General features: G+C 44.6%; 10 protein-coding genes. 3 read left to right on the forward strand and 7 right to left on the reverse strand.

Annotated elements, in window-relative coordinates; translation table 11 throughout:
- Positions 1 to 6: 6 nt before the first annotated feature.
- Complete coding sequence (locus D0T51_RS03435; protein WP_163725195.1) at positions 7 to 1,092, reverse strand: 3-methyl-2-oxobutanoate dehydrogenase subunit VorB; 1,086 nt, start codon at positions 1,090 to 1,092, stop codon at positions 7 to 9.
- Positions 1,093 to 1,097: 5 nt separating this feature from the next.
- Entirely contained in the window at positions 1,098 to 1,325 is a 228-nt protein-coding gene (locus tag D0T51_RS03440; protein WP_163725198.1) for a ferredoxin family protein, read from the reverse strand.
- Between the two features lie 483 nt (positions 1,326 to 1,808).
- Here D0T51_RS03440 and D0T51_RS03445 point away from each other — a divergent pair, with 483 nt between their 5' ends.
- The 3 genes from D0T51_RS03445 (at position 1,809) to D0T51_RS03455 (ending at position 5,558) form a co-directional block, all read left to right on the forward strand.
- The gene (locus D0T51_RS03445; RefSeq protein WP_163725200.1) at positions 1,809 to 2,681 is read left to right on the forward strand and encodes an electron transfer flavoprotein subunit beta/FixA family protein; all 873 of its coding nucleotides are present in this window, start codon (positions 1,809 to 1,811) and stop codon (positions 2,679 to 2,681) included.
- 148 nt (positions 2,682 to 2,829) lie between these two features.
- Entirely contained in the window at positions 2,830 to 3,849 is a 1,020-nt protein-coding gene (locus tag D0T51_RS03450; RefSeq protein ID WP_163725203.1) for an electron transfer flavoprotein subunit alpha/FixB family protein, read from the forward strand.
- Positions 3,850 to 3,851: 2 nt separating this feature from the next.
- Positions 3,852 to 5,558: an acyl-CoA dehydrogenase family protein gene (locus tag D0T51_RS03455; protein WP_163725206.1), complete on the forward strand. Its 1,707-nt coding sequence runs from the start codon at positions 3,852 to 3,854 to the stop codon at positions 5,556 to 5,558.
- A gap of 97 nt (positions 5,559 to 5,655) precedes the next feature.
- Here the strand turns inward: D0T51_RS03455 and D0T51_RS03460 are convergent, their stop codons facing one another.
- The 5 genes from D0T51_RS03460 to D0T51_RS03480 all read right to left on the reverse strand — a co-directional run bounded on the left by D0T51_RS03460 (position 5,656) and on the right by D0T51_RS03480 (position 12,230).
- Positions 5,656 to 7,053 carry an MFS transporter gene (locus D0T51_RS03460; RefSeq protein ID WP_163725208.1) on the reverse strand — a complete coding sequence of 466 codons (1,398 nt, stop codon included), beginning with the start codon at positions 7,051 to 7,053 and terminating at the stop codon, positions 5,656 to 5,658.
- 100 nt (positions 7,054 to 7,153) lie between these two features.
- Positions 7,154 to 10,009, reverse strand: coding sequence for an aminomethyl-transferring glycine dehydrogenase (gene gcvP, locus D0T51_RS03465; protein WP_163725212.1), 2,856 nt, complete (start codon positions 10,007 to 10,009; stop codon positions 7,154 to 7,156).
- A gap of 38 nt (positions 10,010 to 10,047) precedes the next feature.
- The gene (locus tag D0T51_RS03470; protein ID WP_163725214.1) at positions 10,048 to 10,686 is read right to left on the reverse strand and encodes an MBL fold metallo-hydrolase; all 639 of its coding nucleotides are present in this window, start codon (positions 10,684 to 10,686) and stop codon (positions 10,048 to 10,050) included.
- Complete coding sequence (gene rsmG, locus D0T51_RS03475) at positions 10,683 to 11,357, reverse strand: 16S rRNA (guanine(527)-N(7))-methyltransferase RsmG (RefSeq protein ID WP_163725216.1); 675 nt, start codon at positions 11,355 to 11,357, stop codon at positions 10,683 to 10,685. The genes D0T51_RS03470 and rsmG overlap by 4 nt, the downstream gene beginning before the upstream one ends.
- A gap of 21 nt (positions 11,358 to 11,378) precedes the next feature.
- Positions 11,379 to 12,230: a DUF3298 and DUF4163 domain-containing protein gene (locus D0T51_RS03480; RefSeq protein WP_163725219.1), complete on the reverse strand. Its 852-nt coding sequence runs from the start codon at positions 12,228 to 12,230 to the stop codon at positions 11,379 to 11,381.
- Positions 12,231 to 12,710 lie beyond the last annotated feature (480 nt).

Consider the following 12,710-nt stretch of genomic DNA (forward strand, 5'->3'; position numbering starts at 1 on the left):
TTCTGATTATTTGTTAATGATTAAATCCTTGAGCGCTACCAGTATTTCATCCGGAGTGAATACAATACCTCCCAGACGACCAAAATGTTCTACTTGCACTTTGCCGTTCACCGCCAGGCGTACATCTTCTACCATTTGTCCGGCATTCAATTCTACCGAAAGCATGCCTTTCACCTTTTCGGCATATCCGGCGATTGCTTTCGTGGGGAAAGGCCAAAGGGTGATGGGACGTAAAAGTCCCAGCCGGATGCCTTCTTCGCGTGCCAACTCTACTACTTTCTGGCATATACGGGCTGAAGAACCGAAGGCGATCAGCAGATATTCTGCATCTTCACAATGAAACTCTTCGTAGCGAACTTCATTCTCTTCGATTGTTTTATATTTCTTCTGAAAACGGATGTTGTTCTCCTCCATCACCGCCGGGTCGAGTTCCAACGAAGTGATGACATTGGGTTTGCGATGGGTCGGTTTACCCTGAGCAGCCCAGGTGGATTGTTCCCGGATTTCCGCTTCCGTTTTTCTTTCTTGGAAAGGAGGAAGAACGACTTTTTCCATCATTTGTCCGACGATACCATCGGCCAGGATAATGGCGGGGTTGGAATATTTAAAGGCCAGGTCGAATCCTAATCCGACAAAATCGGCCATCTCCTGCACGGATGAAGGGGCGAGGGTAATCAAACGGTAGTCGCCATGTCCGCCTCCTTTGACTGTTTGGAAATAATCGGCCTGACTCGGTTGTATGGTTCCCAGACCCGGACCACCGCGCATCACGTTGACGATCAGACAGGGCAACTCTGCCCCCGCGAGGTAGGAGATGCCTTCCAGTTTCAAACTGATACCCGGACTGGAGGAAGAGGTCATCACCTTTTTACCCGTTCCGGCACCACCGTATACCATATTAATAGCAGCCACTTCGCTTTCGGCTTGTAACACAACCATGCCGGTTGTTTCCCAAGGCATCTCGGCCATCAATGTCTCCAGGATCTCTGATTGGGGAGTGATCGGATATCCGAAATAACCGTCCGTTCCACAACGAATAGCTGCCAGCGCAATTGCTTCATTCCCTTTTAATAATTTTATTTCTTCTGACATATGCCTTAGATTTTAACTTTGTAGATGGTTAAACAACCGTCCGGACATACCTGACCGCAATTGGCACAGCCAATGCAATTGTCCGGATTTTTCATGTAAACATAATGATATCCTTTGTTGTTAACTTCACGTGGATGCAATTCCAATACATCCGAAGGACAAGCAACTACACAGAGATCGCAACCTTTGCATCGTTCCGTGTTAACAACAACTGCTCCTTTAATTTTCGCCATAACTTTTTAATAATTAAATTCTTCCTGTGTTTTTTGATATAGATTGCCGTACAAAGGTAGCAATTTCTTTAGTAAACTATTCTTTTTTAAAGGGATTTAAAACGTATCGGTTGCGTTATTTCTTCTTAATTTCTGTGCCGGTTTCCTGGCATTGATTAGAAAGATAATTTGTCAAACAGTAGGGGTAATTCTATTGCCGATGGGCATCAGCAATGTTGCCGATGCCCTTCAGCAATATTGCCGATGCGCATCGGCAATACTGTCGAAGCCCATCGGCAATAGATTTGTCCTTATAGCGATACGCCGAATGCAGGAGTTCATACGCACAAAGCGACCGACGGAATGCTCAAAAAACCATAAAGTGTGCAGATTCTGCGGATGTGCGTTTTGTTTTATAGAATGTTTGATTACTTTTGCATCTCAACTGAATGAGAAGAATAATTGTAAATATACAACTTAGGAAAAACTAATATTTCTAATAACATGAGTTTGAAAATTATTGTTTTAGCGAAACAGGTACCGGATACACGCAATGTGGGAAAGGATGCAATGAAGGCAGATGGGACGGTTAATCGTGCTGCTTTGCCTGCCATCTTCAACCCGGAAGACCTGAATGCATTGGAGCAGGCGCTTCGCCTGAAAGATGCTTATCCCGGTACTACAGTTACTTTATTGACCATGGGTCCGGGGCGTGCCGCCGAAATCATCCGTGAAGGTTTATACCGCGGTGCTGACGGCGGTTTTTTGTTGACCGACCGTGCTTTTGCAGGGGCTGATACTTTAGCCACTTCGTATGCCATTTCTATGGCTATCCGCAAGATCAAAGAATACGATCTGATCCTTTGCGGACGTCAGGCGATCGATGGAGATACGGCACAGGTAGGCCCTCAGGTAGCGGAAAAGCTGGGCTTGACACAGATCACCTACGCCGAAGAGATTCAAAAAGCAGAAAAGGGTAAAATTACTGTTAAACGCCGTTTGGAAAGAGGTATTGAAATCGTAGAAGGAAAACTGCCTTTGGTAGTCACCGTAAATGGTTCGGCTCCCGACTGCCGTCCACGTAATGCGAAGTTCGTACAACAATATAAACATGCAAAAACAGTGACGGAAAAGCAAGAAGCCGATACAGATTATATGGCTTTGTACGACAGCCGTCCGTATTTGAACCTGACCGAATGGGGGGTAGCCGATGTGGATGCAGAAGTGAAACACTGCGGTCTTTCAGGCTCACCTACGAAAGTGAAGAAGATCGAAAACGTGGTATTCCAAGCCAAAGAAAATATGACTTTGGAACCGACCGACGAAGCGATCGATACGTTAATGAGAGAATTAATTTTGAACCACACGATTGGGTAATGACAAAGGAGTCAAAGTAGTCAAGTAGTCAGAGTAGTTAAAGTAGTCGCATGCGATACGACTTAACTACTAAGGAGCGAAGCGACTGATAACTACTAACGAGCGAAGCGAGTGATGACTACTCTAACTCCTATAAAGTATGAATACAATGAATAATTTATTTGTATACTGTGAAATAGAAGACGGCCAAGTAGCCGATGTAAGTTTGGAATTATTGACCAAAGGACGTGGTTTGGCAAATACATTGGGATGCAAGCTGGAAGCGGTTGCCGCAGGTCATAACCTGGAAGGTATCGGCGCACAGGTCTTCCCTTACGGAGTGGATGTGTTGCACGTTTTCGACGATGCCCGCCTGGCTCCTTATACTTCCTTGCCGCATACTTCGGTATTGGTCAACCTGTTCAAAGAAGAACAACCGCAGATAGCCCTGATGGGTGCTACCTCGATTGGACGCGACCTGGGTCCGCGCGTTTCTTCTGCATTGGGTAGCGGACTGACAGCCGACTGTACCTCATTGGAGATCGGTGATCACGAAGAGAAAAAAGAAAATAAAGTATATGAAAACCTGCTTTATCAGATCCGTCCGGCTTTCGGAGGGAATATCGTGGCTACGATTATCAACCCGGAATGTCGCCCGCAGATGGCAACCGTTCGCGAAGGGGTGATGAAAAAAGAGATGGTCAGTGCCGATTATAAAGGGGAAGTGGTGAAGCACGACGTAAAGAAATATGTCAGTGATACCGATTTCGTTGTGGCAGTGATCGACCGCCAGATGGAGAAGAGCAAAACCAATATCAAAGGTTCACCTATCATCGTGGCCGGTGGTTATGGCGTAGGCTCGAAAGAGAGCTTCCAACTGTTACACGACCTGGCTGCTACGATCGGTGGCGAAGTGGGTGCTTCACGTGCCGCTGTCGATGCAGGCTATTGCGAACACGAACGCCAGATCGGACAAACCGGTGTGACCGTTCGTCCTAAACTCTATATCGCCTGTGGTATCTCAGGCCAGATTCAACATATTGCGGGTATGCAGGAAAGTTCGATCATCATTTCTGTAAATAATGATCCGAACGCACCTATCAATACGATTGCCGATTATGTGATAACCGGTACGGTAGAAGAGGTTCTTCCCAAAATGATTAAATACTACAAGAAAAATACGAAATAACAATGGCTAACTATTTTCACGATACTCCAGGATACAAACATCATCTGCATCATCCTCTGATGAAGCGGATCGTGGAGCTAAAAGAACGGAATTACACCGATAAAGATAAATTCGATTACGCGCCTTTCGATTTCGAAGATGCTATGGACAGCTACGAGAAAGTATTGGAGATTGTCGGAGAGATCTGTGATGAGATCGTGGCACCCAATGCCGAAGGTGTCGATCACGACGGTCCAAGCGTAAGTAATGGCCGGGTAACCTATGCACCCGGCACACAGGTTAATCTGGATGCCGTACGCAAAGCCGGCTTGATGGGGATGGCAATGCCACGTCGTTATGGTGGGCTCAACTTCCCGATCGTACCGTATATCATGGCAGCCGATATGGTGTCGCGTGCCGATGCCGGTTTCGAAAACCTTTGGGGATTGCAGGACTGTGCCGAGACATTGTATGAATTCGGAAATGAAGACCAGCGCGAACGTTATATCCCTCGTATCTGCGGCGGTGAGACGATGTCGATGGACTTGACCGAACCGGATGCGGGAAGCGACCTGCAGTCGGTGATGTTGAAAGCGACCTACAGCGAGAAAGACGGCTGCTGGTATCTGAATGGTGTGAAACGTTTCATTACCAACGGGGATGCCGACGTGCATCTGGTGTTGGCACGTTCCGAAGAAGGAACCCGCGACGGACGTGGCCTTTCCATGTTTATCTACGACAAACGCAACGGTGGCGTAAACGTGCGCCGTATCGAGAACAAGATGGGTATCAAAGGCTCACCAACTTGCGAGCTTACCTACAAAAATGCCAAAGCCGAACTTTGCGGCGATCGCAAATTGGGATTGATCAAATATGTAATGGCGTTGATGAACGGTGCCCGCCTGGGTATCATGGCGCAGTCGGTAGGGCTTTGTGAAGCGGCTTATCGCGAAGGATTCAGCTATGCCAATGAACGCAAACAGTTTGGTAAAGCGATTATCGAGTTCCCGGCTGTATATGAAATGGTGGCATTGATGCGCGCCAAGACCGATGCTTCCCGTGCGATGTTATACGAAACAGCGCGTTTCGTTGATGTTTATAAAGCTTTGGAAGATATCGCCCGCGAACGCAAACTGGAACCGGAAGAACGTCAGGAGCAGAAGAAATACAGTCGCCTGGCCGATGCATTCACCCCGATGGGTAAAGGCATGACTTCGGAATATGCGAACCAGAATGCTTACGATGCGATCCAGATACACGGTGGCTCCGGATTTATGAAAGATTATACCTGCGAACGCTTGTATCGCGACGCACGTATCACCAATATCTACGAAGGAACGACGCAGTTGCAGGTCGTAGCGGCTATCCGCCACGTCACTACGGGAACTTACCTCAATCAGATCCGTGAATACGAAGCGTTGGAATACAAACCGGAACTGGAAATGATGCGCCAAAAACTGATCGAGATGACTGATAAGTATGAAGAATTGGTTCATATGATTACCGAATTGAAAGATCAGGAAGTATTGGATTTCCATGCCCGTCGCTTGGTTGAATCGGCTGCTCATTGTGTGATGGGTTATCTCTTATTGCAGGATACCCATAAAGACGAAACGTTCCGCCGTTCGGCAGAGGTGTATATCACTTACGGACAGGCAGAGGTAAATAAGCATTATTCGTACATCAAGAACTTTGATTGCGGTGCTTTGGGATACTTCAAACAACAATAAGAAGAAAACGAAAAGCGTTTACATACAAGGAGGGCTGTTCAATTTGAATTGAACAGCCCTTCCTTTTTATATGACTCAGGAGATTCTCTCTTGGATATTACTCCATGGGGTTTGTGAGTTCTTTTTGGGCATCCAACCGCCTGGTTACTTTGCCATAGACGATCAGGGCAAAAGCAGATATAAGGGCTATGACACCAAAATAATACCAGATATAATGGGCGTGTTCACTGGCGGCTAACCACTCTTCCCGGGAATGAAAAAGCATAGGTTCCGGACAATATTTATTCAATAGATAACCCGATAGGCCGAATCCTAAGATGGAAGAGAGGAAAGAGTGTAAATGACTGAAACCGAGATAAAGCCCTTCTTCCCCTTTCGGTGCCTGCAGAGAGAAGTATTCAAGGAAACGGGGAGATATAAATGTCTCAGCTAATCCTTGGAAGATAATACCGACAACCATCATAAAAGCAACAGGGTGCATGCCTAATAGGTTATGACTGGCATCCAATACGTTGCCATATGCCATGCAAAGGGCAGACACAGGCATAATGAACATGCCGACTGTCATGGAAGTGAGCGCTGAGCGTTTACGCATGAGCTGGGTGACAAAATTGACGGTGAGTACTACAACCAAAGGGTTTACGTTGGCGTACCAGGAGGGAGACGCTCCTTCACCAGCCAGACGAAGGACATATTTAGGCATGGTGGCGTATAATTGTTGTTGTACCATCCAAAAGCCGGTGATGATGATGATTAACAGAATCAGACGGCCATTGGTGCATACCTTCAATAAAGCCTGCCAGATCTGTCGGAACGTTTTTCCTTCTCCGGAATGTTGAGCGCTTTTATAAAAGAACCAAATAGCGATCAGTGCCAGGAATGTCATGGTTGCTGAGAAATAATTCAGTGTGATCAAACCTTCGTTGCCCATGGCTTCGCGTAAGGGTTTGACAATGGTTTTCCCGGAAAAAGCTCCGATGTTTACCATCGAGTAGAATATGGAGAATCCTTTGGCCCGTGTATCCGGGGTTGTTTCTTTGGCTACTGTTCCGGAGATAACGCTTTTGATAAAAGAACCTCCGATAACGATCAACGCCATAACCGGTAAGATGCCATAACGCGCATTACTTTCTAATAGTCCGGTGAACTTGGTGGTCATACTGTATTCAACCAAACCGGCGGATTCCAATAAGGTAGGATAAATACCCAATCCTGCATATCCCAAGGTTAACAGGGAAAAAGCCAGTAACATGGAGTGGCGAAAACCAATCTTGTCCGCTAAGGCTCCGGCAAAGGTGGGCAAGAGGTATAAGCAGGCGGAAAATACACCTGCTATCGAAGCAGACTGGATATCATTGAATCCAAGTATGCGACTTAAATAAAGGGTGATAACGATAAATACACCATAATAGGCGGCGCGCTCGAAAAGCTCGACGGTATTGGCAACCCAAAAGGCTTTACTGAATTTGACTTTCTCTTTCGTTTTTGTATTCATTCTTGTTTCATTTTAGATAAAAGAAAAAAGCATACCCAATAGACAGGGGAGAAAATAAGAGCTGTCTAGGGTATGCCTTTCTGTTTGTTATGTTATTTTATTAAATTTCACAGGCTCCACAAAGGGTGGGTATGAGGTTCCGATCTCCATACGCATTGTCAACACGGGCAACATTGACCCAGAATTTCCCATCGTGCAACCAATCCAGTGGGAAGGCGGCTTTACTGCGTGGATAGGCATGTTTCCAATCGTCTGCTGTTACTTCATATTCCGGATGAGGAGCGTTCTTGAGCACATTGTCTTCTTTAGACGCTTTGCCGCTTTCTACCTCTTTTATCTCTTGCCATATGCAATCAAGCACCTCTACAAAACGATCCAGCTCTGCCTTGCTTTCACTTTCTGTCGGTTCAATCATTAATGTGCCATGAACAGGGAAGGAGAGGGTAGGAGCATGATAACCAAAGTCCATCAAACGTTTGGCTATATCCCCTTCGTCGATACCCGAACGTTCTTTTACCGTTCTGCATTCAAGAATTAACTCATGACCGACACGTCCGGTTGCTCCTGTATAAACAATACCGTAGGTGTCTTTGAATTTTGCCGCCAGGTAATTGGCGTTCAGGATAGCTATCTGCGTAGACCAGGTTAATCCTTCAGCACCTAACAGGCGGATGTAAGCATAGGTGATAGCGGCTATACCGGCACTGCCGTATGGAGCGGCAGATACTGTATTCAGGTCGCTGCCCCAGGCAACAGGATGGGAAGGTAAGAAGGGTACCAGGTGTTCTGCTACACAGATCGGACCTATACCCGGGCCACCCCCACCGTGAGGAGATGCAAATGTCTTATGTAGATTCAGGTGGCATACATCGGCTCCGATAGTTCCCGGATTGGTTAAGCCTACCTGCGCATTCATATTGGCTCCATCCATATACACCTGTCCTCCGCAGGCATGAACAATCTCACACATCTCTTTGATACATACTTCAAATATACCATGGGTAGAAGGATAGGTGATCATTGTTGCTGCCAGGTTGTCTTTGTTGGCTTCTGCCTTTTCGCGGAAATCATCAAAGTCTACATTGCCGTTCTCATCGGTTTTCACCGTAACGGTTGAATAACCACATTGAATGGCACTGGCAGGGTTGGTTCCATGGGCTGAGGCCGGTAGAAGAACAATGTTACGATGACCTTGCCCGATGCTTTCCTGGTAAGCGCGGATGACGCGTAGACCGGCATATTCACCTGCGGCTCCTGAGTTGGGCTGCAAGCTGACTCCTTTGAATCCGGTGATCTCTGCTAAATAAGCAGAGAGATTTTCTATTAATTCTTTATATCCTTCGACCTGCTCTTCCGGAGCATAAGGATGGATGTTTTGAAATTCCGGGCGACTCAATGCCAACATCTCAGAGGCGGCATTCAGTTTCATGGTGCATGATCCGAGAGAGATCATGGATTGTGCCAGGGAAATATCCCGGCGTCCCAGGCGGGTGATATAACGCATTAATTCTGTTTCCGTACGGTATTTCTTAAATACCTCCTGCTGCAGGAAGTCGGATTGACGTGCAAAGGTAGGTGCGAAATAGGTTTTTTCCGGTATCGCCTCCTGTAACATATAGTCTTTGCCTGCTGCACCGGCAAAAATGTATAATAATACGCCTATATCCGTTAATAAGGTGGTCTCGTCTATGCTGATACCGATTTGTCCTGCTTCGAAGTAACGCAGGTTTACCTTACACTCCAATGCGATTTCACGTAATACGTTTACGGATACATGGGGGGGGAGTTCGATCATTAAGGTGTCGAAGTAATTTTTATGCAGTTGTTTGTATCCCAGCTTTTCTAATTCTGTAGCCAGGAAGCCGGCGGTAGAATGAATACGGTTTGCAATATTCCGTAAGCCTTCTGCTCCGTGGTATACGGCGTAAAAGCTTGACATGGTTGCTAAAAGTGCCTGGGCTGTGCATATGTTGGAAGTTGCTTTTTCCCGTTTGATATGCTGTTCGCGTGTTTGTAGGGCTAAGCGGTAGGCTGCATGTCCATATGCATCTTTGGATATACCGATGATACGTCCCGGAATGGCTCGTTTGTATTCTTCCTTACAAGCAAAATAACCGGCAGAAGGTCCTCCGTAGAACATAGGGATACCTAAACGCTGGCTGCTTCCGAATACAACATCCGCTCCCCATTCTCCCGGAGGGGTTAATAATACTAGGCTCATCAAGTCGGCGGCCACAGCTACTTTGCTCTCATTGGCATTCGCTTTGGCTACAAATGCCGTATAATCTTCAATAGAACCGTTCGCATTCGGATACTGTATGATAGCAGCGAATACATCGGGGGTAAATTCGAATTTCTGATAATCGCCTACAACTATTTTTATACCCTGAGGAATCATCCGGGTATGAATGACCGCAAGGGTAGAGGCAAATACATTTTCATCTACAAAAACGGTGTTCGCTTCCGCTTTTACCTGTGTACGGCTGCGTGTGCCATGAAACATGGTGATAGCTTCTGCTGCTGCGGTTGCTTCGTCTAATAAAGAGCAATTGGTCAAAGGCAAAGCTGTCAGTTCACAGATCACAGTCTGGAAATTGAGTAATGCCTCCAGGCGTCCCTGGGATACCTCTGCCTGATAAGGGGTATAAGAGGTATACCATACCGGGTTTTCAAATACATTGCGCAGAATAGGAGCCGGGCAAACGGTGTCGTACCAGCCCATGCCGATATAGGAAGTGAAAATTTCATTCTTCGAGGCTAATTCACCCAGGTGTTCAGCCAGCTCACGCTCTGTCATTGCATCCGGCAGATCCATGGCTTTTTCTAAACGGATATTTGCTGGTATTGTCTGTTCGATTAACTGATCTAATGATTGGGCGCCAACGGCTTCCAGCATGGCTGGAATATCTTCGGCGGTGATCCCTACATGACGATTTACAAATTTAGTAGTGTCCATAGTTTTAATAGTGTGTTTTTATAGATTATAGCCGTATGTTATAAAAAAGGATTATTCATTTTCTCTGCGAATACCGTCGTCTCCGGTCCATGTCCGGGGTAAACGATTGTTTCTTCCGGCAAGGTAAGCAATTTCTCTTTAATGGCAGTCACCAATACCTCCTGGTTTCCGCCCCATAGGTCTGTACGCCCAATGCTGTTGGCAAATAAGGCGTCTCCGGAAAAGAGATATCCGTTTTTTTTATTGTAAAAAGCCAAGCTTCCGGGCGAATGTCCGGGAACTAATATTGCGGTAAGCTCTGAATGGCCAAAATAAATAGGCTCTCCTCCGATAATATATTTTTCTATCGGGATGTTTTTTATCTCTATGGGCAATCCGAAAAGACGCGCTTGGGCTTCCAGGCAAGGAAGGTTTTCTTCGTCGGCTTTATGTGCCTCGGGATGTAATCCATAGGTGTTGTATATAAATGCATTCCCTAAAATATGATCCAGGTGAAGATGTGTGCATAGGTTGTGCTTAAGAACCAGTTTGTTTTGTTCAATATACTCTTTAATCTCCATTTCTTCTTCTGGTTGTATGCAACCACAATCTATAATGACGGCTTCGAGCGTATCATCATATAGGATATAAGTATTCTCAGAGAAGAAATTGACATTAAAAGATTTTATTGTTATCATAATGGGACAAATACCACTTTTTTAGTTTTGAAATACTCTTCTTTGAAATAGTCTTTTAATTCGATACTGACAGCCTGGTTGCGAAAAGGTAAAATCTCATGTTGCAGTTCTCCTCCTTTCAGGCAGATCAAGCCATTGGGCAAAGCATTGCGTTGCTTCTTCAGGATGTTTATGCGTACGATCTTGACCAGATCCTCCAAAGGCATAACCGCCCGGCTCACGACAAAATCGAATTGCTCTTTTTCTTCTTCGCCCCTGCAATGACGGAAACTTATGTTTTTCAGACCGATTGCCTCGGCTACAGCCTGTCCGACTTTTATTTTTTTACCAATACTGTCGATCAAATGAAATTCTACTTGCGGATAAAGAATCGCTAAGGGTATTCCGGGGAAACCGCCTCCTGTGCCCAAATCCATCACCTTTGATCCATCTGTGAAATTTAACATTTTAGCGATGCCTAATGAATGAAGCACGTGGTGCAAGTAGAGATTCTCAATGTCTTTTCGTGAAATAACGTTGATTTTTCCATTCCAGTCTGCATACAACGCATATAATGCTTCCAATTGCCTGCGTTGCGTATCTGTCAGATTCGGAAAATAGGAGAAAAGAATGGTTTCTTGTTCTTTAATAGATACTGATTCTATTTCTTTATTTGTATGAATATCTGTCATCTTGAAGTTTTATCCGGGTAATTAATGAGCATATAAATGCGCTATAGGACTTTCTGTACGAAGTAAATGATGGATTTTTTCGTAAGGTAAATGTACATTTGTGATGCCTACCACATAAGCGGCTATTTCGTATTCATTAAAAGAATAGGTGATGCCTGTCTCATTTACCAAAAAATTGTTGTTGGGATAGATCTCATCTACACTGAAAAAACCGATATTCTCCAGTTCTTTTATGTTTTCAACGTTGTTTTGAGAGGCTATATGGTCGACCAATATCTGAGCCAAGCGGTCTTCGAATCCATCAATGAATACATCTTTTTCAGTGATAAGTTCTCCTGTTTTTAAGTTGATTACATGATTGGTGGCCGAATGGGATCCGTGAGCTCCTCCTGTATAGTTTTCAAAGCAGACAGTAAAACAAAGGATATCATCCATATTGAAATTAATGTCGTTCGTGGACATTTCATAATAGGAATACCAGGAGCCGACAGGGGTCGTGTCTGCATTTTTAACTTCTTCTTTGAAATCTTCTTCTAATTCTTTATACGCTTCAAGGTAATCTTCTGTATAACGAGCAACCGCTTCTTCCGGAGAAAGTGTTTCATAGGCTTCTCCGAAATAAGAATAAACAAATAGATATTGTATTTTATGTAAGATCTCTTTGTTATTATATTCGGTTGGATAGGTGAAAGATAACTGTAGATTGCAGTTGGGGTTTTCCTGATTATCCAAGAGGTGGTATGTTTTTTCCTTTTCAATCGTTGAGAATTGAACGTCGTTTTTAGAGTTTTTCTTTGGTTTGGTTTGGCAGGAAGCCATTAAAACTCCGATGAAAAGGAGAATGGTAAGGCTTTTGTATAGCTGTGTATTCATTCCAACTTTATTTTGTTTTTTATAATGCAAATGTACGTCATTCTATCATATAAACAAATGGAACGGAATAAGTTTAGGATAAAATAAATTTCTTTCATTTTTGTTTTTCTGAGAGATTTCGGATGTTTTGAGACGATATGTCTTATCCCTGTTTTATACATTATTATATAGAGAGTATGAAATGGTTGTTTTTTTTGAAACAAAGTAATCGGTTAAAAGCAGGGATGTTTTATTGCCGATGGGCATCGGCAACATTGACGATGCTGTTCAGCAATATTGTCGAACGTGTTCAGCAATATTGCCGATGCCCATCGGCAACAGAATAATGCTTGTAGTTGCCGGACCATTTGTAGGTACAACTTTTGGGAGATAGATATTACACCTAGGAAAATAAGCCATTTTTTTCCTCAATCTCTAACCTCTTCATCTTAAGCCATGTAGTAAATTCTTCAAAAAATAGTTGTAAAAAAAGTGATGTAA

It is taken from the genome of Parabacteroides sp. 52 (assembly GCF_010500925.1).
Classification (GTDB): Bacteria; Bacteroidota; Bacteroidia; order Bacteroidales; family Tannerellaceae; genus QVMG01.